The organism is Pseudonocardia sp., assembly GCF_029263155.1.
GTDB lineage: Bacteria > Actinomycetota > Actinomycetes > Mycobacteriales > Pseudonocardiaceae > Pseudonocardia.
The window spans coordinates 45063-69831 of sequence record NZ_JAJCYB010000077.1; the positions used below are offsets into that span (position 1 = coordinate 45063).

General features: G+C 73.2%; 16 protein-coding genes. 11 read left to right on the plus strand and 5 right to left on the minus strand.

Features of this window, described 5'->3' with window-relative positions; translation table 11 throughout:
• The first annotated feature begins 85 nt into the window (after positions 1–85).
• On the plus strand, positions 86–967 hold the full coding sequence (locus Q1K26_RS16835; protein WP_300013416.1) for a glycosyltransferase family 2 protein: 882 nt from the start codon (positions 86–88) through the stop codon (positions 965–967).
• On the opposite strand, the gene Q1K26_RS16840 is transcribed toward Q1K26_RS16835, so the two are convergent.
• A complete protein-coding gene (locus tag Q1K26_RS16840; protein WP_300013419.1) occupies positions 929–3805 on the minus strand; it encodes a hypothetical protein in 2877 nt (958 codons plus the stop codon). The genes Q1K26_RS16835 and Q1K26_RS16840 overlap by 39 nt on opposite strands.
• Positions 3806–3935: 130 nt before the next feature.
• Here Q1K26_RS16840 and Q1K26_RS16845 point away from each other — a divergent pair, with 130 nt between their 5' ends.
• From Q1K26_RS16845 to Q1K26_RS16870, 6 genes are all read left to right on the plus strand, one after another.
• Entirely contained in the window at positions 3936–5036 is a 1101-nt protein-coding gene (locus Q1K26_RS16845; RefSeq protein ID WP_300013422.1) for a glycosyltransferase, read from the plus strand.
• Entirely contained in the window at positions 5033–6001 is a 969-nt protein-coding gene (locus Q1K26_RS16850; protein ID WP_300013424.1) for a lysylphosphatidylglycerol synthase domain-containing protein, read from the plus strand. Before Q1K26_RS16845 ends, Q1K26_RS16850 begins: the two co-directional genes overlap by 4 nt.
• A gap of 14 nt (positions 6002–6015) precedes the next feature.
• Positions 6016–6804, plus strand: a complete 789-nt coding sequence (locus Q1K26_RS16855; protein WP_300013427.1) for a class I SAM-dependent methyltransferase — start codon at positions 6016–6018, stop codon at positions 6802–6804.
• 173 nt (positions 6805–6977) lie between these two features.
• On the plus strand, positions 6978–8174 hold the full coding sequence (gene glf / locus Q1K26_RS16860; protein ID WP_300013430.1) for a UDP-galactopyranose mutase: 1197 nt from the start codon (positions 6978–6980) through the stop codon (positions 8172–8174).
• A 207-nt stretch (positions 8175–8381) separates the two neighbouring features.
• Positions 8382–10364, plus strand: coding sequence for a glycosyltransferase (locus tag Q1K26_RS16865; protein WP_300013433.1), 1983 nt, complete (start codon positions 8382–8384; stop codon positions 10362–10364).
• A 163-nt stretch (positions 10365–10527) separates the two neighbouring features.
• Positions 10528–13560: an arabinosyltransferase domain-containing protein gene (locus Q1K26_RS16870; RefSeq protein WP_300013436.1), complete on the plus strand. Its 3033-nt coding sequence runs from the start codon at positions 10528–10530 to the stop codon at positions 13558–13560.
• On the opposite strand, the gene Q1K26_RS16875 is transcribed toward Q1K26_RS16870, so the two are convergent.
• Both Q1K26_RS16875 and Q1K26_RS16880 read right to left on the minus strand, forming a co-directional pair.
• Complete coding sequence (locus Q1K26_RS16875; protein WP_300013439.1) at positions 13557–15473, minus strand: glycosyltransferase; 1917 nt, start codon at positions 15471–15473, stop codon at positions 13557–13559. The genes Q1K26_RS16870 and Q1K26_RS16875 overlap by 4 nt on opposite strands.
• 121 nt (positions 15474–15594) lie before the next feature.
• Complete coding sequence (locus Q1K26_RS16880) at positions 15595–18663, minus strand: arabinosyltransferase domain-containing protein (protein ID WP_300013442.1); 3069 nt, start codon at positions 18661–18663, stop codon at positions 15595–15597.
• A gap of 86 nt (positions 18664–18749) precedes the next feature.
• Here Q1K26_RS16880 and Q1K26_RS16885 point away from each other — a divergent pair, with 86 nt between their 5' ends.
• Entirely contained in the window at positions 18750–19385 is a 636-nt protein-coding gene (locus Q1K26_RS16885) for a nitroreductase family protein (RefSeq protein ID WP_300013445.1), read from the plus strand.
• A 190-nt stretch (positions 19386–19575) separates the two neighbouring features.
• On the plus strand, positions 19576–21045 hold the full coding sequence (locus Q1K26_RS16890) for an acyltransferase (protein WP_300013448.1): 1470 nt from the start codon (positions 19576–19578) through the stop codon (positions 21043–21045).
• 193 nt (positions 21046–21238) lie between these two features.
• On the opposite strand, the gene Q1K26_RS16895 is transcribed toward Q1K26_RS16890, so the two are convergent.
• Positions 21239–21994, minus strand: a complete 756-nt coding sequence (locus Q1K26_RS16895; RefSeq protein ID WP_300013451.1) for a decaprenylphospho-beta-D-erythro-pentofuranosid-2-ulose 2-reductase — start codon at positions 21992–21994, stop codon at positions 21239–21241.
• Positions 21995–22043: 49 nt separating this feature from the next.
• Entirely contained in the window at positions 22044–23387 is a 1344-nt protein-coding gene (locus Q1K26_RS16900) for an FAD-binding oxidoreductase (RefSeq protein ID WP_300013454.1), read from the minus strand.
• 72 nt (positions 23388–23459) lie between these two features.
• Here Q1K26_RS16900 and Q1K26_RS16905 point away from each other — a divergent pair, with 72 nt between their 5' ends.
• Positions 23460–23882, plus strand: coding sequence for an uL11 family ribosomal protein (locus tag Q1K26_RS16905; protein WP_300013457.1), 423 nt, complete (start codon positions 23460–23462; stop codon positions 23880–23882).
• A gap of 76 nt (positions 23883–23958) precedes the next feature.
• A complete protein-coding gene (locus tag Q1K26_RS16910; RefSeq protein ID WP_300013459.1) occupies positions 23959–24567 on the plus strand; it encodes a DUF1707 domain-containing protein in 609 nt (202 codons plus the stop codon).
• Positions 24568–24769 lie beyond the last annotated feature (202 nt).

The window sequence follows — 24769 nt, forward strand, 5'->3', positions numbered from 1 at the left end:
CACGAGCCCGGTCCCGCAACGGCACTCGTCCCTTGTGTCAGATCCCTCTGGTCGGTTGGTCGCCGACCGGGCCGATCAGGAGCGGGTGGACGTCACGGTCGTGCTGCCCTGCTACAACGAGCAGGACCATGTGCTCGACGAGGTTGAGCGGATCACGAAGGCCCTCGACAACAGCTACCTGTCCTACGAGTTGCTTGTCATCGACGACAAGTCCACCGACGGCACGCTGGCGGTGTTGGAGGAGGCCCTGCCGCGCTTCCCGCACATGCGCCTGATGCCGTTCCGGCGCAACGGCGGGTCGGGCACCGCGCGCCGCATCGGCACCGCCGAGGCCGCCGGGCGGATCGTGGTGTGGACCGACGCCGACATGACCTACCCGAACGAGCGCATCCCGGAGTTCGTCGAGTATCTCCACGAGCACCTCGACGTCGACCAGGTGGTCGGGGCGCGGACCACCGAGCAGGGCACCCACAAGATCCTGCGCGTGCCGGCCAAGTGGGCGATCCGGCGGACCGCGGAATTCCTGGCGGGCACGAAGATCCCTGACCTCAACTCCGGGCTGCGGGCGTTCCGCCGCGAGGTGTCCCTGCCCTACCTGCGGCTGCTGCCGCCCGGGTTCTCCTGCGTGACCACGCTGACCCTGTCGTTCCTGTCCAACCAGCACCCCATCGACTACCTGGAGATCGACTACGGCAAGCGGGCCGGCACCTCGAAGTTCCACTTCGTGCGTGACGCCTACCGCTACATCCTGCAGGTGCTGCGGATGGTCATGTATTTCAATCCGCTCAAAGTGCTGATGCCGCTGGCGTTGATCCTGCTTCTCGCGGGCATCGTCAAGGGAACCACCGACCTCTTCCGGTTCTCGCTCGCGATCACGACCAACGCCACCTTGTTGTTCGTGACCGGTCTGATCATCGCCGCTGTCGCGCTACTGGCCGACCTGATCGTGCGGTCGCGCGGCGACTGACGGCTTCGCCCGCTCCGTGTGACGGCGGGAACCCAGAAGGCCGGCCAGCACGACGACTGCGGCCATGCTGATCCCCGTTCCGATGCCCCCTCCGGGCGCCTGGTACATCAGCCGGACCATGTGCTGCCCTGGGGGAACGTGCACCGCGACGCCGGCATGGTCGGCGGCAACCAGTGGTGCGGAGACTCCGTCGACCGTTGCTACCCAGCCGGTCTGCAGGGCGTCGGCGACCACCAGGTGACCGGCACCGTCCGCGTCGACCCGTACCTCGATGGCGTCGAGACCGTCCTCGACGACGTCGAACTCGGCGGCGGTTCCCGACGACGGCGCCGACGGGGTGCTCAGCACGACGACGTCCGAGGCGACCGCACCGGTGCCGAGCATGTCGAGCCGGCGGTCCTCGTCCGGCTCGACGACGCTGCGCGGTGCCCAGCGGATCCGCGGGAGAGCCGTGAGCCGCTCGTACACGACACCGGAGTCGGCGAACACGAGCCGCAGACCGTCATCGGCGGCGGCGACGGTCGTCACGGTCGGCGCCCCGGAGGAGCCCTGTACCGGGAGGGCTTCGTCGGACCGCAGCACCACCGTCGCGACGAGGTCCTCGTCGGGCGCCACGGCCTCGCCCGCGACCGGGACGACGAACGGCGTCCCGTCCCCGGCACCCTCGAGACCGCGGTCGTTGTCGGCCACCACCCGGCCCGCGGCATCACGCACAGAGATCTCCACCGTGGCGTCGTCGGCGACCGGTCCCAGCGGAACCACTCCCACGCCGCGCAGCGGACCGGCGCCGGGCAGGTCGATCCGTACGGGCTCGGACGGCCGCAAGATCGTCGTCGACCCGTCCGTCGAGCCTTCACGCAGCGAACCGAAGACCGGTGCTTCCGGTGCGGTGACGAAGTAGCGGGTGCCGAGACGGTCGAGGGCCGGGGCGGTGGCGGACTCCACCGCGGCCGAGAAGTTGATGTACGTGGGGTAGAGGTTCTCGGTGCCCGGGACCGTGCGTACCAGCTCACCGAGGTTCGCGTCCACGAACGAGTGCCCGGTCACGGCCCGGATCCGCTGTGCGGCGTCGGCGCCCATGACCATCGCCCCCCAGGTGCCCGCGAACCGTTCGCTGCCCAGTGAGGCTGTCAGGAACTCATGCGTGGTGGTCTGGGGGTAGAAGGTGTCCCGATCGACGCGAGGCCAGTAGGGCCGGACCAGGGTGAGGGCCTGCACCACGATCAGCGTCGAGAGCAGGACGACGGCCGTCGTCGAGACCAGGGCACGACGCGGAGCTGCCGTCGGCACCCAACGCAAGGCGGCCACACAGAGCACCGCCGCGAGGACGAAGGCCAGGCCGAGCGCCACCTGGGTGTCGAGCTGAGCCAGCCGGTCCACGCCGTCGGCAGCTCGGTCGTCGGCTGCGTCGGCGGCCCACCGGGCTCGACGCCACACGAGGAATCCGACCGCCGCAGCTCCTATCCAGACGAGTAGGCCGAACAGGGTGGGCCACGACCGGGCACGGGCCTCGTCCCGAGCACGGTAACCGCGCAGGAGCACCTCCAGACCGACCGCCGCCAGAACCGCGACCAGGAGACCCAGCACGCTCCTGGCCCGGCCGACGAAGTTGTCGGAGAAGAGCACAGGCAGCTGCTGGAGCACCGCGAGCGGGATGCCGCCGCTCCAGACCACCAGGATCCCGAAACCGGTGAGAGCGACGAGTACCCCCCAGGCGCCGCGCGGCAGGATGTCGCGGGCCGGCCGGGGTGACGCCACGGCGACGATCGCGAGCACCAGTGCAGCCGCCCCGACATACGACAGTGACTCGACGAAGTTCTGTTCCAGGAACCACCGTGGTGACCCGTCCGGCGCGACCCCGCCCAGCGCCCACGGTGCGATGCCGGTGATCAGGCTCTCTGGCGCGAGATGATCCTCGGGGGTCTGGGCGCGGCCCTCGACGTACGCCGACCGCATGAACAACGCGAACGGCACCAACTGCCCGGCTGCGAGCGCGGCCCCGCCGATGACTCCTGCCGCGCCCGCCGCCAGTGTCCACATCGCCCGTACCGGCGCGCCCGAATGCTCTGCGACGACCCGGACGACGAACCAGATGCCGGCGGCGAGCAGCGCGTAGCCGGTCACCGCCGGGAAGCCGCCTGCCAGCATCGCAGCCACCGGCAGGGCGACCAGCGCGACGTCCGCAGGGCGGCGGCGCGTGGACAGGCGTTCGACCGCCCAGAACAGGAACGGCACGACGGCCGCCACCCGTGTCTGCGGCCAGTTCGTCCAGACGACCATGAACGCGCTGGTCACGAACACCAAGCCGCCGGTGACCGCCGCAGTCCGTCCGAGTCCGAGGCGCCGGAGGAACAAGTGGCAGCCCAAGACCGCGACGACGATCTCCAGCAGCTTCACGAAGGCGGGTGCGAGCCACCCGGGGAGGAGTAGGAACGGGACCGTGATGGGGTGCAGCAGCGCGTTGGTCGGAGTGGCTCCCAGAGGTGAGCCGGCCGAGACGTAGGGGTTCCAGCTGGGGAACTCGCCTTCGCCCACGGCATCGGCGAACAGCAACGTGCTCGGGATCCCGGAGCCCCAGGTGTCGTCGAGGAAGTCGTTGCGGACCGGGGACGTGGCGAAGCCGGCGCCCTCGTACGGGGCGTTGGTGACGAGCTCGTCGGTACCGGCAAAGACCCCGTGGCCGAACAGCGGCCCACCGATGCCGAGCACCGTGAACAGGGCCAGCGCCGCGACCGCGACGACCGTCAGGGGATCCGCGGTCCTCCGGCGCCTGGTTGCGGCCCCCGGTACCGGTTCCGGCGTCACGGCCGCCGCGGTCGTCGTCGGTGTCTCAGCCATCTGGTCCCATGATCGAGAAGTCGGCGGGCTCGACGCCGCACGTCGCGAGGATAGCCAGCACCTGCCCCACGGCGACCGCTGAGGCCCGCGGGTAGAGTGCCCGCCGCGGACGAACGGATGGGGGCCGCGCATGAGGATCGCCGTGATCGGCCCCGCCCACCCGTACAAGGGCGGGGTGGCGCAGTACACCACCGAGCTCGCCCGCCGGCTGGGCGCCGCCGGTCACGAGGCCTGCATCGAGTCCTGGTCGCACCAGTACCCGGCCGCGCTGTACCCGGGTCAGCTGACGGTCACGGAACCGGAGCTACCGCTCTTCGCGCCGACACACCGACGGCTGTCCTGGCGACGTCCGGACTCGTGGTTCCGATGCGGGCGGCGCCTGCGGGGCGTCGATCTCGTCGTTCTCGTGATGGTCAACTCCGTCCAGGTCCCGGCGTACCTGGGAATCCTCGCCGGACTGGGCAGACGTCGGGACACCCGGGTCGTCGCCCAGTGCCACAACGTGCTCCCCCACGAGAAGTCGGCCCTCGACGTCGCTCTCGTGCGCGCCGTGCTCTCCCGGGTCGACGGGGTCGTCGTGCACTCGGTCTCGCAGGGTGAGCAGGCTGCCGCGCTCACCGCACGACCGGTGACTGTCGAACACATGTCGCCGCTGGTCGTGGCGGCCGGCGGCCGACGGGGCGCCGGCGGTCCGATCCGGTCCCGGCTGCTGTTCTTCGGGATGGTCCGGCCCTACAAGGGCCTCGATGTGCTGCTGCGCGCGCTCGCCGCGGGCCCGGACGGCATCGGACTCCGGGTCGCCGGCGAGTTCTGGGGCGGAACCGCGGAGACGGACCGGCTGATCGCGGGACTGGGTCTCGGCGATCGGGTGGAACTCCGGTCCGGCTACGTCGACAGCTCGGCCGTGCCCGAACTGTTCGCCGACGTCGATGCGCTGGTGCTGCCGTACCGTTCGGCGACGGCGTCGCTCAACGCGTTCCTGGCATTCGAGCACGGTGTCCCTGTCATCGCGACGAGGGTCGGAACGATCGAGCACGACGTGACCGACGGGGTCGACGGCGTGCTGTGCGAGCCCGACGACGTCGACTCCCTGCGTGCCGCGATCGAACGCTTCTACCGCGAGGGGGAGCCGGCGCGCCTGCGAGCGGGCGTCGGATCCGTCGACTCGGGCCCGGCCTGGGACCGCTACTGCGCTGCCCTGGTCGCAACCGTGGACGCTGCGGACGCGTGATTCCCCCAGCCGACGAGCCGAACGACGAGGGGCCAGCGCGTCCACGACGTGGCCTCCTGTTCTGGACCAAGATCGGGTTCGGTGTGGCCGTCCTCGTGGCAGCCACCTGGCTGGTGGTCGACAGCTGGGACGAGATCTCGGTGGCGCTCGGGAGCATCGGGTGGCTCGCGCTGGCCGGGTCACTGCCACCCGCGATCGGCGGGGTAGCTGCGGCGATGCTGGCCTGGCGGACGCTGCTGGCCGATCTCGGCTCGAAGCTCTCGGTCAGCGACGCGGGACGCGTCTACTTCACCAGCCAGCTGGGCAAGTACGTGCCGGGCTCGGTGTGGCCGTTCCTCGCGCAGATCGAGCTCGGCCGTGAGCTGAAGGTCCCACGCGCGGTGTCCTTCGCCGTGAGCATCCTGGCGATCGTGCTGTCGCTCACGGTCGGGGCCGCGGTGGCGGCCGCCACGCTGCTGGTCGGTCCCGCCGAGGCGTTGCGCTCCTTCTGGTGGATCCTGCTCGCGCTGCCGGTCCTGGCCGCCGCGCTGCACCCGGCGGTCACCGTCGGCGGCGTCAACCTCCTGCTCAGGGCCCTGCGGAGAACGCCCCTCACCGTCCGTCCGAGCTGGTCGGGTACCTGCCGCGCTGCGCTCTGGCAGACATTGAGCTGGATCCTGCTCGGGCTGCACTGCTACGTACTCGTCGCCGCGGTCGGCGCCGCGGGACCGCGGGTGGTGGCGCTGGCGATCGGGGCGTTCGCCCTGGCGTTCTGCGCGGGTGTGCTCTTCCTGCCGTCCCCGGCCGGTGCCGGCGTTCGGGAGTTCGCGCTCGCCGCGGGACTGGCCGGGGTGCTGGCCGTGCCTCAGGCGATCGCGGTGGTCCTGGTCTCCCGCTTCGCCCTGATGTTCGTCGACGCCGCGCTCGCAGCCGGGTGGTGGGTCGGACGAACCCGCGGGGACCGTAAGGTCGGTTCCCCATCGTGAGGGAGAGGGCGGACGTGGCTGAGGCGAATCCACCGGGCGGGGTCGGTCTCGCAGCGGCCAAGCGCGTCGTCGAGCACGCGCTGTGGGCGCGGGTGCGTGTGCAGCGCGCACTGCCGGGGCGGGACCGCCCGGCGCCCGCGCCGATGCCTCCGACGGATGTTCTGCGCACCGCGGCTCAGTGGCGAGCCGCGGCTGCGGAGTGCCGGCGCCTGCGACTCCCGCTGCACTGGGATCGACCCAAGAACTGGGATGCGCTGGGGGCGGTCGCCACCGTGCTCGACGTCGTCGGGCGCGACGGGTCCGTGCTCGACGCAGGAAGCGCCCGCTACTCGTCGGTCCTGCCGTGGCTGCGGCTCTACGGGCTCACGGACCTGGTGGGCAACAACCTTGAGTTCGGCGCCGAGGTCCGTCGCGACGGGGTCCGGTTCCAGTACGGGGACATCACGTCCACCGGCTTCCCCCATGGCCGATTCGATGCCGTGACCTGCATGAGCGTGATCGAGCACGGCGTACCGGTGGGTCCCTTCCTCGCCGAGAGCGCGCGGATCCTTCGTCCGGGTGGCCTCCTGGTGATCTCGACCGACTACGACCAGGATCCGCCCGACGTGTCGGGACATCGGGCTTACGGGCAGCCGGTCCGGATCTTCTCGCCCGCCGGCATCCGCGAGCTGGTCGAGATCGCCGGTACCCACGGCCTGAAGATCCGCGGTGAGCTGACGTTCGATCACTCGGAGCGTCCGGTGCACTGGAAGCGGACCGGGCTCGACTACACCTTTATCCGCCTCGCGTTCGACCGGGTCTGATCGACTGCCGCGATCGGCCCGAGACGGGGGTGTCGAGCACGTGGAACGGCGACCTCGGATCCGACGTCGGCGACGTGTGAAGGACTCTGACAGAACGGGTGGACCAGTAGGCGAAGGGTCCTGGGCCCCGGCCCCCGTCGGCGTGCCCGTACCGGCCGCTACCCTCGGTGCTCGTGACGTATGCGGGATACGACCTCGTCGTCGTCGGCTCCGGGTTCTTCGGCCTGACCGTCGCCGAACGCGCCGCCGCCGAGCTGGACAAGCGGGTGCTGGTGCTGGAACGCCGATCGCACATCGGCGGCAACGCCTACTCCGAGCGCGAGCCGGAGACCGGGATCGAGGTCCACCGCTACGGTGCGCACCTGTTCCACACCTCCAACACCCGCGTGTGGGAGTACTGCAACCGATTCACCGCCTTCACCGGCTACCAGCACCGGGTGTTCGCGAAGGTGGGCGACCAGGTCTACGCGTTCCCGATGAACCTGGCGCTGATCAACCAGTTCTTCGGCCGCTCGCACACCCCCGACGAGGCACGGGCGCTCATCGCCGAGCAGTCGAGCGAGATCGAGACGAAGGACGCGACGAACCTCGAGGAGAAGGCGATCTCGCTGATCGGTCGCCCCCTCTACGAGGCGTTCATCCGGGGCTACAACGCCAAGCAGTGGCAGACCGACCCCCGCAAGCTCGACGCGTCGATCATCACGCGGCTGCCGGTGCGCTACACGTTCGACAACCGGTACTTCAACGACACCTACGAGGGCCTGCCGGTCGACGGCTACACCGCGTGGCTGGAGCGGATGGCCGATCACCCCAACATCGACGTCCGGCTCGACACCGACTACTTCGCGGTCCGCGACGAGATCCCGGCCGGCACACCGACCGTCTACACCGGCCCGCTGGACGCGTACTTCGGCAACAGCGAGGGTCCGCTGTCCTGGCGCACGCTCGACTTCGAGCAGGAGGTGCTCACGGACACGGGCGACTTCCAGGGCACGACCGTCGTCAACTACAACGACGCCGAGGTGCCCTACACCCGGATCCTGGAGTTCCGGCACTTCCACCCCGAGCGCGACTACCCCTCGGACAAGACGGTGATCGTGCGCGAGTACTCCCGCTTCGCCGAACCGGGCGACGAGCCGTACTACCCGGTGAACACCCCCGAGGACCGCGCCAAGCTCGCCCGCTACCGCGAGCTCGCCCGCAAGGAGACCGCCAACTACAACGTGCTCTTCGGCGGCCGCCTGGGCACCTACAAGTACCTCGACATGCACATGGCCATCGGCTCGGCGCTGACCATGTTCGACAACCGCATCGCCCCGTACTTCACCGACGGGCGGGCGCTGTCCGGCACCGAGACCGGCGAGGACTGACCGGACCCGCCGGCCCTCGATCGTCCCGGGGCGCTTGCGCACTCTTCAGTCATGTGCGCACGTCGGGACGTGCGCGGGCCGCCAGAAGGTGCGCGGGTGCCGGACGCCCCGCCGCGCCACCCGAGCCCGACCGGGGTAGCCGCCATCACGCCGCTACCCTCGACAACCGGACCGGTACCCCCTGACGACCATCCCGAGGACAGCGTTGTGACGACGACCGCCGCACCCGCCCCCGCAGCCGCCCCGACGACGGGCGGCGGCACCGGCGGCCTGCTGCAGCGGGTGATCCTGCCCCGCTCCGGCGACCCGATGAGCGTGCGCTCGCTGTACCTGGACGAGCGGACCGGGGTGCGGCTGACGACGCCGCCGCCCCTGCCGGGCTCACCGCTGCGCGAGGTCAACCTGATCGGTACGGCCGCCACCGCGCGGCGGCTGCGGGTGGTCTCCCGGACCTCGGCGCTGGTCCCCGAGCAGAGCGAGGTGTCCTTCGGGGCTTACTTCAACGCGTTCGCCGCGGGCTACTGGCGGCACTGGTCGGCGCTCACCGAGGTGCACCTGAGGCTCGCGCTGTCGGGCTCAGGGCGCGTCGACGTCTACCGCACCAAGGCCGACGGCTCGCAGATCTTCGTGGGTGGCGAGGTCGTGGACGGCCGGCTGGACCTCGACATGGCGCTGGACCTGCGGCCCTTCGAGGACGGTGGCTGGTACTGGTTCGACCTCACCACCGACTCCGGCGAGCTGACGCTGCACTCCGGGGGCTGGTTCGCCGCGCAGGAGTCGGCGACGCGCGCAGCCGTGACGATCGGGATGCCCACGTTCAACCGTCCCGCCGACTGCGTGGCCACGCTCAACGCGATCGCCGAGGACCCGCTGGTGCTCGACACGGTCGTCACGGTGATCATCCCCGACCAGGGCACGAAGAAGGTGCGCGACGAGCCGGGGTTCGCCGAGGTCGCCGCGCTGCTCGGCGACAAGCTGCGGATCATCGACCAGCCCAACCTGGGCGGCTCCGGCGGCTACGCGCGGATCATGTACGAGGCGCTCGGGTCCACCGACTGCGAGCAGATCCTCTACATGGACGACGACATCCTGCTCGAGCCCGACTCGGTGCTGCGCGCCGTCGCGTTCTCCCGCTACAGCCGCGAGCCGATGCTGGTCGGCGGGCAGATGCTGTCGCTGCAGGCACGTTCCCAGCTGTCCACGATGGGCGAGGTCGTCGACCGCAACGCCTTCCTGTGGCGCAACGCCCCCGGCACCGAGCCGCACCACGACCTCGCCGAGAAGACGCTGCGGCAGACGCCGTGGCTGCACCGGCGCACCGACGTCGACTACAACGCGTGGTGGATGTGCCTGATCCCACGCGCCGTCGCGGAGGACCTGGGCCTGCCGCTGCCGCTGTTCATCAAGTGGGACGACGCCGAGTACGGCCTGCGCGCCCGCTCGCGCGGCTACCGCACGGCCACCGTGCCCGGCATCGCGATCTGGCACATGTCGTTCCTGGAGAAGGACGACACCAGCGACTGGCAGGCCTACTTCCACTACCGCAACCGGTTCGTCGCGGCGGCGCTGCACGGGCCGGACAACCCGCGCGCGCTGCTCGTGGACACGGTGAAGCGCTCGCTGCGGCACCTGATGCTGATGGAGTACTCGGCGATGGCGCTGCAGGAGATGGCGCTGCGCGACTTCTTGGCCGGGCCCGAGCAGCTGTTCCCGAAGCTGCCTTCTGCGCTGGGGGAGATCCGGGCCATCAGGGCCGAGTTCGACGACGGTCGCCCGCTCGACTCGGCCACGCAGGTGCCGCACTCCGACCTGGACGCGCTGGCCGCGCAGGTGTTCCCGGAGCCGCCGACGAGGAAGCTGGCGATCGTGAAGGGGCTGGCGCGCAGCGTGCTGCACAACCTGCGCGCGGTGGACCCCGCCCACCAGGTCGTGCCGCAGCGCAACGTGCCGTCGAAGCAGGCGCAGTGGTTCGTGCTCTCCCGCCTGGACTCGGCCACCGTCTCCACACCGGACGGCCGCGGCGTCACGTTCCGCCGCCGCGACCCCGCGCTGTTCCGGTCGATGATGCGGACCTCGGTGACGCAGCTGCGCGAGATCGGGCGGGCCTGGCCGCAGCTGCGGGAGCGCTACCGCGCGGCGGTCCCGGAGCTGACGGGCCGCGAGGGCTGGAAGCGCATCTTCGACGCATGAACGACGGCCCGCGCGACGGCGGTGCGGCCCTCGCTCCGTGGGCCGCGGATTGCAGCAAGGCCACCTTGCCGCAACGGGGCTGCGTGAAGGTGGCCTTGCTGCAACCGGTGCTGGGGCGGCCACGGGTGGTGGGGCGGCCACCGGTGCTGGGGCGCTCCCGGCCGTGCTGACCGACACCCGGCCGGTGCCCCGGCGGGCCGTCCCGGCCCGGCCCGCGCGGCCGTCCTGGCTGCCGGTCGTCGTGCTGGCCCTGCTGACCGGGCTGCTCGGCGTGGCCGCGGTGCTCGCCCCCGTCGACGCCGACGAACCGGTGCTGACCTGGCCCCGCGCGGGCGAGGCGCCGACGTCCACGGTCGTGCCGCTGGCGCCCTACCGCCCGCTGGAGCTGCGGGCGCAGATCCCGTGCGCCACGCTGCGCGCCGTCGACGGCGAGGTGTTGCGGACGCTGCCCGCCGACGTCGACGCGACCCTCGGTTCCGGGCTGGTCGTGGCCTCCGCCGGGGGCACCGTCACGATCGACTCCTCGGGGCAGCGGCTGGTCACCGAACCGCTCGCCGCGGGGTGCGCCGCCTACACCGTCGAGGCGGACGGTGCGGGCACCCGGGTGCTGCGCGACGGCACCCTCGTCGCCGAACGGCCCGGGTTGCTCACCCCGCAGGTCGCCCAGCTGGAGACGGGCGCGCAGGGCCGCCCGGAGGCCGCGGGGCTCGCGGTGGAGATCCACACCGACGCGCGGTACCAGTCGGTGCCCTCGCCCCTGAAGACCGCGCTGCTCATCGGGCACGGCCTCGCGCTGGTCGCGCTGCTGGTGGTGGCGTGGCGCGCCTGGCCGGGGCGCGGGCCCGGCCTGCGGCTGCCCCGGCCCGGCGTCCCGGACGTGCTGGTGCTGGCCGTCTCGGCGGTGTGGGCCGTCATCGGGCCGGTCAACGTCGACGACGCCTGGTACTCGCTGATGGCGCGGGGCGCGGCGGCGTCGGGCTACGTCGGCAACCACGTCTACCAGTTCAACGTCACCGAGAACCCGTTCGTGCTGGCGCAGTACGCGATGCAGGCCTGGGGCGGGATCGGCGGCTGGAGCCTGCTGTGGCTGCGCGTGCTCCCGCTGGTCTACGGCCTCGTGACCTACCTGCTGTTGCGCGTGCTGCTGGCCACCGCGCTGGGCCGGGTCGGGCGGGGACGCCCCGGGCGCCGTGCCGCATGGGCGCTCGCGGCGGCACACCTGGTGTGGTTCCTGCCCTACGGCATGACGCTGCGGCCCGAACCGCTGATCGTCGTGCTGACCGCCGGGGTGCTCGTGCTGGTCGAGCTGGCGCGGCGCCGGCGCTCGGTGGGGGCGCTCGTCGCGGCGACGGCGCTGGCCGCGCTCGCGATGACGGTGTCCCCGACGGCCCTGGTGGCCGTCGTCCCGCTGCTGCTGGCCCTGACCTGGCTGGGCCGCTGGTGGCGGGGCGCCGCGCGGGGCACCCGGGTCGCCGCCGTGCTCGCGGCGGTCGCGGCCACCTCGGTGGTGGTGCCCGTCGGGTTCGCCGACGCGTCGCTGGGCGACGTGCTCGAGTCCGTCGCCGTGCACCGCTGGTACTACCGCCAGTACGCCTGGTACGACGAGTACGTCCACTACGCGGCGCTGCTCGCCCCGGCCGACACCGGCTCGTGGGGCAAGCGGCTCCCGGTGCTGCTGACGATCGCGGTGCTCGTGCTCGGGCTGCTGTCGGTCGGGCGCAGGCGGGGCACCCGCGGCCCGACCGGGCGGCTGCTCGCGGTCGCGACCGTGCTGACCGGCCTGGCGCTGGTGTCGCTGGTGTTCACGCCCACCAAGTGGGTCAACCATTTCGGGGCCGTCGCCGCGCCCGCCACCGTGCTGCTCACCGCCGCCCTGCTGCGCTCGCCGGTGCCGCGCCGCCCGGGCGCGGCGGTGCTGGCCTTCGCGACCGCGACCGCCGTCGTCGCGGCGGCCGTGAGCTTCGCCGGTCCGAACCTGTGGCGGCCCTACGCCGACTGGGGGCAGTCGTTCGGCAACCACGCCGACCTCTCCACGCCCTACCTGCTCAGCCTCCTGCTGCCCCAGGTCGGCCCGATCGCGCTGCGGAACCCGCTGCTGTGGCTGGCGGTCGCGGCGCTCGCCTGGATCGTGGTCCGCCGGGTGCGCACGCCCCTGGGCCTGACGCCGGACCGGGCCGTGCTCGCCGTCGCTGTCGCCGGCGGGCTGGCGCTGCTGCTGGCGGTGTTCACGCTGGCGCCCGTGCGCCAGGCGCCGGGCGCGTCGGTCGCGGGCATGAACCTCGCCACGCTGCGCGGTGCCGGCTGCGGGTTCGCGGGGGCGGTCAGCGTCCTGGACGGCGACCGGCTCGGCGCGGCTGCGGACGGTGCCGAGCTCGGCGGCGACATGGTCGCGGGCCGCCCGCCCGACCGGGACCCGATCCCGGCCGCGCCCGACGTCGCCACGTGGCACGACGACGTCCCGGGCGGCTCCGGCACGGGCACGCTGAGCACGCCGTGGTACCCGGTCCCGCCCGGCGACCCGTCCGACACGGTGGTCGTCTCCGCAGCGGGTGACCTGCGGGAGCCCCAGGACGTGACGGTCGAGTTCCGGTCCGGCGCGGGGATGTCCGCCGTCGCCTTCGGGCCGGAGGGTCGGCCCGAGGGATGGGTGGACCTGCTCGTCCGCCTCGGCGACCTGGACCCGGCGGCGGAGCGGCCCACGCAGGTCCGGGTGGTCGCGAACGACACGCTCGCCGGGGACGACACCTGGCTGGCGGTGACGGCCCCGCGCCTGGCCACCGCCCGCGGGGTGCCCGAGCTGACCGGCGGGGCGCCGGTGTTCGCCGACCAGGTCTCCGCCGTGTTCTGGCCCTGCGTCGACCAGATCGAGATACGCCACGGCCTGGCCGAGGCGCCCGCGTACCGGCTGCGCGCGGGAGACGGGCTCGAGGACGAGATCGAGGAGAACGCGACGTTCCCCGACAACGGCGGCACGCTGGCCCAGATCGACCGCACCGCACGGTTCGTCGAGCTCCCGTCGACGCTGGACCCGGCGGCCGGGGCCGAGACGCTGGCCTGGGGGCACGTCGACCGGGTGGTGTACGACCACCCGCCCGGCGCCTACGACGTGACGGTCACCGAGACCCGCCGCGCCGGCTGGACGCGCCTGCCCTCGCTGGTCGGTGAGGACTACACCGGCCGCGTCTTCATCGGCTAGTGCCGTTGCTCGGGGTCCAGGCCGTACAGGCGGGCCCAGTTCGCGCGGCTGGTCAGCGCGGGCATCGCCGCGCGGTAGCGCGCCGCCACCGCGGGGCCCTCCCGCACGACGCGGCGCAGCGTGCGCGCCCCCCGCCCGGCCAGCTCCAGGGCCAGGCCGCGGTCGCGCGTGCGGACCCGGTAGCCGTGCTCGCCCATGTCGGCGACGACCGCGCGCTCGAACGTCGACACGTGCCACCAGTGCGCGTCACCGGCGGGGACGAACCCGGTGCGGTGCGGCGCCCGGTCGGTGACCAGGTAGGCCACGCGCTTGAGCCAGGTGAGTCGCTGCTTGGTCGGGGTGCCGGCGTCGCGGACGACCTGCACCTCGCGGAAGTCGTCGGTCAGGTCGGCCATCGGGTGCAGGACGGTCTCCGGGTAGGCCGAGCGGATCCGCCGGATCTCCGCCGCCGCGTCGGCCGACCCGTCCCGCAGGATGTCCGGCCCGTCCAGGAAGTCCTCGACCGCGGTGAGCAGCGTGACCGCGAGGCCGTAGTGCATCGCGACCAGGTTCTGCGCCAGGGTCTTCCCGAGCTGGCGCACCACCCGCTTGGTGGAGAAGCCGGTGTGCAGCGCGGCGGTGATGAGCCCGTTGCGCAGGTTGAAGTACCGGTGCCACTCGTCCCAGTCCTTCCACCCGAAGTCGGCGTGCCAGACCCCGGCGCCGGGCAGGGCGACGGTGGGGAAGCCGTGGGCGCGGGCGCGGTAGCCGAACTCGATGTCGTCCCACTGGAAGAACAGCGGCAGCGGGTAGCCGATCTCCCGCACGATCGCGGCCGGGATCAGGCAGGACCACCAGCCGTTGTACTCGGTGTCGACGCGCCGTTCCTGGTTGATCGGCAGGTCGTGCTCGTCGAGCCCGAGCAGGTTCGCCTCGGCCAGCGCGCCCGGCACCGGCAGGCCCACGGTGAGGATCTCCGGGTCGGCGTACTCCGCGGAGATGTGCAGGTGGGTGGGGTGCAGCAGGTTGAGCATCTGTCCGCCGACGATCGTCGGGTGCCGGGTGCAGGCCGCGAACGCGGTGAGCCGCACCAGGATCTCCGGCTCCAGGAGCACGTCGTCGTCCATCAGCAGGACGTCGGAGTGCCCGTCGGGAGCGCCTGCGGTGGCGTCGAAGATGCCCCGGGTGAAGCCGCCCGCCCCGCCCAGGTTGGGCTGGCGGACGTAGCGCAGCCGGGCCCCCAGCGCCGCGGACACCTCGACGAAGCGCGGGCGTGCCTCGAGCGGGTCGCTGCCCTGGTCCACCACCTGCACCGTGCCGACGGTCTCCAGCGCGCGCGGGTCGTCGGCGAGGGCCCGGAGCGTGTCGAGGCAGTCGTCGGCGCGGTTGTAGGTGCAGATGACGACGTCGGTGCGCGCCATCCGCGGCGGCGCGGCGACGCTCCACTCGACCCCCGACACCGTCATCTCGCCGGTCTCGGTCGACAGCTCCAGCCACAGGCCGCCGCCGTCGAGGAAGCGGTCGATGCGCGCGGACAGGGTGACGACCCGCTCCGGCGCGTCGTCGACGCGCTCCGCGGCCACGATCCGCCACACCTTGTTCGTGTCCGAGGCCAGCACCCGCACCCGCCCGGTGCCCGATACCGTCAGCCGCACCTGCACCGACTCGGCGGTGGTCCAGCGCTGCCAGTAGGTGGCGTGGACGCGGCCGAAGTAGGTGTTGGTGGACACGCGCGTGCCTGGGGTCAGGTGGACGCCGTGGCGCTCGCGGCGGGCGGCGCCGGAGCCCACCACCGAGTAGAGGTCCTCGGGAACCAGGGCCGACGGCCCGAAGAACAGCCCGCGCTGGACCAGCAGCCGCGGCGGCGGCGGCTCGGCGGGTGCGACGTCGGACGTGGCCGCCACGGAGTCGGTGTCCTCCGGTGTGCGCAGCATGGCGTGGGGGTCCTCCGGTTCGGGTCAGGGATCCGGCCAATTGTGGTGGCGGGCGCACGTGCGGACGACCGCGGGGCCCGTCCCGCCGTCGTCCGCCGGCCGGCGGGGCGCCGACCTCCGCTCAGCGGCTCGCTCCGGCGGTGCCGGCCGGGGGCTCGCCCTGCGGTCCGGGGGAGTACCAGCCCCAGCGCGTCTGCGTGCCGGTGATCCGCTCCGGTGAGCCCGCGCCCGGCTCGTAGAGGTCTATGCGGCGCAGCTCGCCCCAGTCGCGGTCGGGCTCGCCCGCGAGGTAGCTGGGCACGGGTTCCTGGTCCCCGATCAGCTCGACCCAGGCCAGCGGGCCACCCGCCGCCGCCGCGGACCAGATGTCGCCCAGCGGCCTGAGCTGCTCGTCGGCGAGCAGGCGGTGGGTGGGCACCTCGGCCACGCCGTCGACCACCGCGAACGGTCGCACGCACGGGTTGGCGAAGGGGACCGGCCAGTCGACCAGCACCGGGGAGTCGCCGAGCACCTCGGTGAGCGTGGCCTGCTCGGGAACCCGGGGCGGGGTGACGGCCAGCCAGCCGCCGGGACCCACGGCCCGGTCCTCGGCGATCACCCGGACCACGTCGGCGCCGTCGACGACCGGGGTGCGCAGGTCGCGCCAGCCCGGCTCGCCGGTGCGCTCGTCGGACACGTCGACGGTGGTGAGCACCTCGGTGCCCAGGGCCGTGGAGCGCCCGAACTCGACGGCCACGCTCGTGCCGCCGGAGGTGCGCCCGGCCACGCTCACCGCGAGCGGGGTGCCGCCGCCGTCGGGGGGCAGCGCGAACCAGCCGGACCGGAACGTCGCGGGGCCGCCGTCGGGCCGGAAGCTGCCCACGACCGGCGCGATGCCGCTCGGCTGGGCGTAGGTCTCCTCGGTGCCGCCGGTGCTGCCGCCGTCCGGGGGCACCCCCCCGACGGCGAACCCGTCGGTGACCGGCGGCTCGTCCCCGGGGCGCGGGTCGGACGCGGGGAGCACGCCCGCGTCGGTGTCGACGAGCACGCGGTCCGCGAGGCCGCACCCGGCACCACCGGTGGCGAGGACGTCCCCGCCGACGGAGTAGCTCCCGCGCTGCTCGAGCATCGCCTTGCCCATCGACCCGACCTGCAGCGCCACCAGCGCCCCGCACACCACGACCAGCGGTCCGGCCCCCAGGCGCAGGGCCAGCCCGGGCGGTTGCACCCGCTCCCGCCCGCCGCGCAGGTTGCCGACACCGGCCACGGCCAGGCAGCCGACGGCGGCGAGGAGCAGCACCTGGTAGATCTCGATCCCGCCGATCACCGGTGGGCGGTCGAACCACGGGACGCCCCAGTTCGACACGTACATCCAGGCGTTGGGTCCGGTGAACGCGATGGCCGCGACACCCAGCACGGCGGCGAGGAACACGGTGCGGTTGCGCCCCGAGCGCAGCACCGGCGCGCTGGTGGCCAGTGCGGCCAGCGCCCCCACCCCGCCGCCGATCGCGGCGAACGCGCCGAAGTGGTGGGTCCACTTCGTCGGCGTCAGCAGCAGCACGAGGAACCCGAGCAGGGTCACCGCGATCAGCCGCCTGCTCGGGCCCAGCGCCGCACCGGGGATGGCGCCGCGGCGCAGGATGACCACCGCGCAGACCCCGATGCACAGTACGAGCAGCAGCACCGGGAACCGGCGCGCCAGCGCGCCGTCCTGGTTGGGGGCGAACAGGTCGACGTACCGGGCGATCTCGTTGTACCAGGGCACGTTCGGCCCGATGCCGGTCCGGACTCGGGTGGCCTCCAGCACCGTCGCGACCGTCTGGTCACCGAAGACGGCCACCAGCACGATCAGCCCGGCGCCCAGTATCGGCGCGAGCACCGCGGCCCAGCCGTCGACGGCCGCGCGCTCGCGGAACATCCCCAGCAGGGGGCGGGCCGCGGCGACGAACGGCGCCACCGCCAGCAGCCCGGTCGGCGTCGCGCCCACCGCGAACGCCGCCGCGACGAGCCCGATCGCCACCGGGACCAGCCGGCGCACCACCAGCGCCCGCTCCAGCGCCACGTAGGCCACCAGCGCCCCGAGCACGACGACCGGCTCCGGCCGCAGCCCCGAGAGGAAGGGCAGCCAGAAGCAGAGGAACACCGTGGCCGCGGCCCATCCCGCTGCGCGGCTCTGCCGCACCTGGCGGCCCAGCCGGGGGAGCAGCCCGCGGCTCAGCAACAGCCACGACAACACGCCCATGATCAGCGAGGGCAGGCGTAGCCACAGCACGGAGTCACTGACCCGGGCCCACGGCGCGTACAGCTCGTAGAACCAGCCGAACGGTGCCTCGGGGACGTCGAACCAGCGGTAGTAGTTGCCGACGTAGCCGGTGTCGCTCGCCGCACGCACCATCGTGAGGATGTAGCCGTCGTCGGCGGTGACGGCGCCGAACGCCAGCCACACCACGAGCGTGCCGATCACCACCGTGTCCCGGACGGGATCGGTGCGTCGCCGGCGGCCGGCGCGGGCCCGGCGCGGCAGCCGCCTGCCGTGGCGGGCGTCGAGGCCGTGCAGCACCGCCAGAGCGCCGAGCAGCGCGAGCACCGCGAGCACCCCGACGGCCACCTTGAGCGGTGTGGGGGTCGAGTCGTACCGGTTGTCGACGGTGATCACGACGGACGCGCCCGCGCCCTGCGCGTCGGACAGGTCGGAGTACACGCCGACGACCTCGGGGCGCAGGTCGTCGGTGGAGTCGACGAGCGTCTGCCCGCCCAGCACGACCGTGGTCGCCGCCGCGTCGGTGCTGATCGAGAGCGCACACCCGGGGGTGGTGGGCACCGGCGTGGCGGCGAGCACCTCGCCGTCGCCGATCACGCTGACGGTGCCCGCGTCGACGGTGACCGCGAGCCCGACGGCCGCACCACCGGGGGCGTCGGCGGGGGTCGTCGAGAACGCGGTGCCGGTGCCCAGCCCGGCCAACGTGGTGCACGGCAGTTCGGCGGTGAGGCGCTCGGGTCGGATCGCGACCAGCGGGGCGGTGACCGGTGCGGTGCCGTTCTCGGCGGTGGGCCAGCGCAGCTGCAGCGTGTCCTGCTCGACCGGCAGGAACGGGAAGGCCACGGCGAGCACCGCGGCCAGCAGGCCCAGCACGGCCGCCACCGCGGTCCGGCCCGGGGGCCGGGGGCCCGCCGTGCCGGTGAGCAGGGGCGGGCGGTCGAGCGTGAGCATCGCGTCGAGATTAGACAACCGGGTCCCGGGGCCCGGGGTCACCTCCCCGCTGGTCCTCGACGGGGAGGGCATCGCATGATCGGGGCATGACGCTCCCACTCGGCCCCGACGAGCTGCTGACGACCACCCGGTCGGTGCGCAAGCGCCTCGACCTCGACCGGCCGGTGCCCCTCGCCCTCGTCCGGGAGAGCCTCGAGGTGGCGGTGCAGGCGCCCAGCGGCGGCAACCAGCAGGGCTGGCACTGGATGGTCGTCACCGATCCGGAGCTGCGCGCGGGGATCGGGGACTACTACCGGCAGTCCTACCTCGCCTACCGGGACTCCCCGGCCTACGCCGGCCGGGCGGTCCCCGGCCGGGAGGAGGTGCAGGCACGGGTGGCCTCGTCGGCCGACCACCTGGCCGAGGTGATGGGCCGGGTCCCGGTGCACGTCATCGCCTGCATCACCGCGGCCGAGGAGTTGCCGGCGAGCAACCAGGCCGGGCTGTGGGGCTCGCTGCTGCCCGCCGCGTGGAGCTTCCAGGTCGCGGCGCGCGCCCGCGGGCTCGGCAGCGCGTGGACCACCCTGCACCTGCGCTACGAGAGGGAGATCTCGGCGCTGCTCGGCATCCCGCCGCAGGTGCGGCAGGGCGTCCTGCTGCCCACGGCGTACTACACGGGCGAGACGTTCCGCCCGGCGAAGCGCGAGCCGCTGGACACGGTGCTGCATCTCGACCGCTGGTGACGCAGGGACCGGGCGGGCAGGACCGGTCGCGCTCAGTGAGGGACACCCGAGCGGGTGACGGGCGCCGGCCCGTCCGTGTCTCACCCGATCGCCGCAACCTCTTGTGAACGCTGCGTGATCGACAGCGCCATCCAGGTACTGGCCCGGTGTCACCCGCACCGCTGATGTGACGGCCTTCGTTCTTGCCAGCGTGACGTTCGCTGCTCCCGGAACCACCCCATCCGGGGCTCAAGCCGACTCCTCAGGTGAGTTCCGGGGGTTGACGGGACTCCGCATCGTCGCGGCCGTGTGGGTCGTCCTCTTCCACGTCCACTTCACGGCCCTGGCCGGGGTCACGGAGGTGGTCGGCGTGCTGGGGCCGCTGATCACCTCCGGGGCGCTCGGCGTCGACCTGTTCTTCGTGCTGAGCGGGTTCGTCATCGCCCACACCTACCTGGCGACGATGGGCCCCACCCTGCGCGCGGGAGCCACCGCACGCTTCGTCTGGGCCCGGTTCTGCCGCATGTGGCCGGTGTACGCGTGCGTGTTCCACCTGTTCGGGCTCTGGCTGCTGGCCCGCCTGGTGTTCGGCTCCGACGACGACATCGCGTTCCAGGGGGTGCAGCCGGTCATGAGCGTCGGGCAGTGGGTGCAGCAGCTGTTCATGGTGCAGATGTGGGACAACGAGTTCCTCGACGGCGCGTCCTGGGTGGGGTCCACCTGGTCGATCAGTGCGGAGTGGCTCGCCTACCTGCTGTTCCCCGTGGCCGCGCTGGTGTTCTTCCGGCTGCGCAACCTGCCGCTGCTGGTGCTCGGGGCGGGCGCCCTCGTGCTGATGCTGCCGATCGCCTCCTCCTACGCCACCGTCGGCCACCCGTACTACGAGTGGAGCTGGGTCACCCGCATCCTCTGCGGCTTCGCCGCGGGCGTGCTGGTGCAGCTGGTGGTGGCGCGGCTGCCGCGCACCGAGCCGGTGCGGCGCGCGGCGTCGCGGCTCTCGGTCGTGCTGCCGGTGCTGATCGGCGCCGGGCTGTGGTTCGGTGAGCTGCTCGGGCCCGGCCGCGGCGGCATGGTCATCATCTGGTTCCCGCTGCTCGTCGGGGCCATCGCGCTGGCCGACCGCGGCCCGGCACTGGTCCTGTCCCGGCCGGCGATGGTCCACGGCGGCCGCGTGTCCTACAGCCTCTACCTGGTGCACATCCCGATGCTCGAGCTGCTGTGGCTCGCCCAGGCCTACGTGCCCGCGCTGCGCGGCGGGATGACCGGGCACGTCGTCGCCGCGGTGGTCGTGCTGACGACCTACCCGGTCGCCGCGGCAGCGTTCCGCTGGGTGGAGGAGCCCGCCCGGCGCCGGCTGCGCCGCGTCTCGTTCCGCGGGGTGACCCTGCCTCGGCCGTCCCTGCTGCGCCCGTCGGCGCGTCGCGCGCAGGGCACCACGAACCGACCCGCCCCGGCGGGCCGTCCCCTCCCGGCGGACCCAGCGCTCCCGGCGGCCCGGGAGCAGGCGGGCGGCTACGTCCCGCCCGCCCCGCGCCACGCCGCCGGGCCGTCGCGGCAGCCGACGCTGGCCGCCGCGCTCGTCCACGCCCAGGGCCGCCGCCCCGCCCACCGCGCGGACGGCTGGGGCACCCTGGAGCGCGTCGTCCGCGTGCGCAGCGCCGTCTCGCACGCGGGGGGATAGGAAATCCTCGCCCCTCCCGTCACTGCACGGCGGGAGGGGCGCCGCGGCTGCCGGCCGGTGCGGGTGCGGTGCGCGTCGCGTGATCGGCAGCTGGGAACGGCCGGGTGTGCGGGATGCGGTTGTGCGTTCCGACGCGTTGATCACCCGTGCCGGTGCGGTGGTCGTGTTCCCGACGTCCGCCGGCCGCCCGGGCTCAGACCGGGAGGCGGCGGAACAGGGGTCGGGGTATGTGCCGCAGCGCGCTCATCACGAACCGCAGCGGCCCCGGCGCCCACACCAACTCGCGGCGGTTGCGCACCGCGTCGACGACGATCCCGGCCACGGCCTCCGGAGTGGTCGACAGGGGAGCCGGGGTGAGGCCCTCGGTCATGCGCGTGTGCACGAACCCGGGGCGCACGACGGTGACGGTGACGCCGGTGCCGCGCAGCGCCTCGGTCAGCCCGGAGTAGAACGCGTCCATCCCGGCCTTTGTGGAGCCGTAGACGAAGTTCGACCGCCGGGCCCGCTCCCCGGCCACCGAGGAGAACGCGACCAACGCACCATGGCCCTGCTGCCGCATGGCCGAGGCGAGCGCCACCCCGGTGGACACGGCCGCGGTGTAGTTGACCTGCGCCAGCTCCACCGCGGTGTCGACGTCGGTCCAGGCCTTCTCGTTGTCGCCGAGCAGGCCGAACGCGACCAGCGCGACGTCGATGTCGCCCGCGGCGAACACCGAGCGGACCATGTCCGCGTGCGTGTCGAGCGCCCGCGCGTCGAACTCGACGGTCTCGACCGCGCAGCCGAGCCTCTCCAGCCGCTCGCGCGCGGCGTCGAGGCGGTCGGACTTGCGCGCGGCGAGCACCACGCGCAGCGGCCGGTCGGACGCGAACCCCTCGACGACGGCAAGGCCGATCTCGGAGGTACCGCCCAGCAGCAGCACGCTCTGCGGGTTGCCGACTGCGTCGATCATTTCGCTCCGCTCGGGGTGGGTCGGGGTCGCCGCGCACCGTGGGAACGGGTCACGAGGTGAGCTCCAGGCGCCGGGACATGTCGGAGGCGAACACGCCGCGCGGGTCGGCGGCGTCGCGGACCTTGCGCCACTCGTCGAGGCGCGGGTACCCGCGACGGATCGCCTCCGGGGTGGTGCGCGACTCCTTGGCCAGGTAGTGCCGCCCGCCCGCGTCGAGGACGAGCGTGTCGAGCTCGTCGCACAGGGCGCCGAGCCCCGGGCCGATGGGGATGTCGACGCACAGCGTCCAGCCCGGCATCGGGAACGACAGCGGCGCGCGGCTGCTCTCGCCGAAGCGCTTGAGCACGTTGAGCGCGGAGACCTGCCCGGCGGCGGTCATCCGCTCCAGGACGCCGCGCACGACGTCGCCGCGGTCGGTCGGCACCACGAACTGGTACTGCAGGAACCCCCGCGGGCCGTAGCCGCGGTTCCACTCGCCGATGACGTCGAGCGGGTGCAGGAACTGGGTGATGTTCTGGATCGCGCCGAACCGGGTGGGTGACTTGCGGTACCAGAGCTCGCTGAACAGCTTCCCGGTGACGCGGTTGAGCAGCCCGGGCGGGAACGCGTCGGGTACGGTCAGCAGCTGCGGCGCGTCGAACTTCAGCGGGTCGCGGCGCAGCGTGGGCGGCAGCTCGTCGAGCGTGGCGTGGTTGGCCCGCATGAGCAGGCCGCGGCCGAAGTGCTCCCCGGTGGTGACGGCGTCGAACCAGGACACGGTCTCGGCGTAGCGCTCGTCGTCGACGGACTGGCGGGCCATCAGCTCGTCGAGGGTGCCGATCTGCTCGGTGTCGACGCTGAAGTACGCCGTCTCGACGTGGTGCAGCCGCAGGGTGGCCCGCACGACCACGCCGGTCAGCCCCATGCCGCCGACGGTGGCCCAGAACAGCTCGTCGTCGGGGGTCAGGGTGCTCACCGTGCCGTCGGCGGTGACCAGGTCCAGCGACACGACGTGGTTGCCGAAGCTGCCGACGACGTGGTGGGCCTTGCCGTGGATGTCCGCGCCGATCGCGCCGCCGACCGTGACCTGTCGGGTGCCCGGCAGCACCGGCGGCCACAGGCCGAACGGCAACGCGGCCCGCATCAGGCGGTCGAGGCTCACCCCTCCATCGACGTCGACGTGCCCGGTGTCGGCGTCGATGGAGTGGATGCGGTCGAGCCCGGTCATGTCCAGGACGGTGCCGCCGGCGTTCTGGGCCGGGTCGCCGTAGGAGCGGCCCAGCCCCCGGGCGATCACCCCGCGCGGTCCGGCGGAGGCGAGCGCGGCGGTGACGTCCGCCGCGGTGGCGACGGTGACGACGTTCGCGACCGTGGGGGCGGTGCGCCCCCAGCCGCGCAGGCTCGTGTTCGGCATCGCGGGTCAGGCTACGCGGGGTCGCGAAATCGGTTGGAGCCTCCACCCGGTGGAGCTCGCACTCTCGTCGCCATGCCACCGAAGAAGCCGATCCACCGGGTGACTCTGCAGCTCACGGCCGGTGCGGGCGCCGTGTCCGACCTCGGCAAGATGCTCGGTCCGACCGGCGTCGACCTCGTGGAGGTCAAGCGCCGCTACGACCGGGCGAGCGCGGCGCAGTGCGGGGACGTCGTGCCCGTCGAGGTGACGGTGTTCGACGACCGCTCGTTCGAGCTGCGCCTGCGCACCCCGCCGACGTCGTTCCTGATCCGCCGGGCCGTCGACGGGACCGGGTCCGGACGGCCCGGCCACCAGCGGGCGGGGACCCTGTCGCGGGCGGCGCTGCGCGCGATCGCGGAGCGCAAGCTCCCCGACCTGAACACGACCGACGTGGAGGCGGCCATGCGGACGGTGGCCGGCACGGCCCGCTCGATGGGGGTTCCAGTGGCCGACTGACCGCCCGACCCGGCCGACCCGGGCGCGCCGCCCGGCGCCACCCGGCGCCACCCGGCGCCGCACTATCCTCGCGTGGGTGAGCGTGCAGCCGCCCGACCCGCCGGGTATCCGGATCTCCGATGCCGACCGCGAACGCGCCGCCGCCCGGCTGAACCAGGCGATGAGCGAGGGCCGTATCACGCTCGCCGAGCTGGAGGAACGGCTCACCGCGGTCTACGCGGCGCGCTACGAGGCCGACCTGCGCCCGCCGCTCGCCGATCTGCCGGGTCCCGACGTCGTGTCCCCGCTCGCCGTCGCCGCGACCGCCCCGTCCACTCCGGCGGGCCCACCCGTGGTGCTCAAGGCCGGGATGTCGACGATCAAGCGCACCGGCGACTGGGACGTGCCCGCGCGCCTGCGGCTGCAGAGCAGCATGGGCACCATCGTGCTGGACTTCTGCGACGCGACGATCCCGCACCCGGTCGTCGAGATCGAGGTCGACGCGGGCGCGGGCACCGTCCGGCTCCTGGTTCCCGACGACGCCACCGCCAACGTCGACGACGTCGTGTCCGGCATGGGCACGGTCAAGAGCAAGGTGCCCTCGCGCCCCCGCCCGGGGGCCCCGCACTTCGTGGTGCACGGCCGAACCGGTATGGGGTCGGTGACGGTGCGTCGCCGCTACCAGGTGGGTGGGCTGCGGTTCTGACCGCGTGCCGGCCCGCCGAGCGGGGCACCATCGGCGACCCCCGGCACCCCGCTACCCTGTGCGGGTGGTGCGTCCTGAAAGCTGGATCAGGCCAGCGGGTGTGAGTCCCGCCTGGGTAGGTACCGGAGCGCCCAGTAGCAGGCCCCGGTTCGTCGGAGAGATCCGGCGGGCTGAGCGGGGCGTCGAGAGCCTCTTCGGAGGG

What these genes read in the sequence shown, in the direction of transcription:
- Q1K26_RS16900 (WP_300013454.1), bottom strand. Translation starts at nt 23,387, where the DNA reads ATGCCGAACACGAGCCTGCGCGGCTGGGGGCGCACCGCCCCCACGGTC.
- Q1K26_RS16885 (WP_300013445.1), top strand. Translation starts at nt 18,750, where the DNA reads ATGACGCTCCCACTCGGCCCCGACGAGCTGCTGACGACCACCCGGTCG.
- Q1K26_RS16875 (WP_300013439.1), bottom strand. Translation starts at nt 15,473, where the DNA reads ATGCTGCGCACACCGGAGGACACCGACTCCGTGGCGGCCACGTCCGAC.
- Q1K26_RS16840 (WP_300013419.1), bottom strand. Translation starts at nt 3,805, where the DNA reads ATGGCTGAGACACCGACGACGACCGCGGCGGCCGTGACGCCGGAACCG.
- Q1K26_RS16880 (WP_300013442.1), bottom strand. Translation starts at nt 18,663, where the DNA reads ATGCTCACGCTCGACCGCCCGCCCCTGCTCACCGGCACGGCGGGCCCC.
- Q1K26_RS16845 (WP_300013422.1), top strand. Translation starts at nt 3,936, where the DNA reads ATGAGGATCGCCGTGATCGGCCCCGCCCACCCGTACAAGGGCGGGGTG.
- Q1K26_RS16905 (WP_300013457.1), top strand. Translation starts at nt 23,460, where the DNA reads ATGCCACCGAAGAAGCCGATCCACCGGGTGACTCTGCAGCTCACGGCC.
- Q1K26_RS16895 (WP_300013451.1), bottom strand. Translation starts at nt 21,994, where the DNA reads ATGATCGACGCAGTCGGCAACCCGCAGAGCGTGCTGCTGCTGGGCGGT.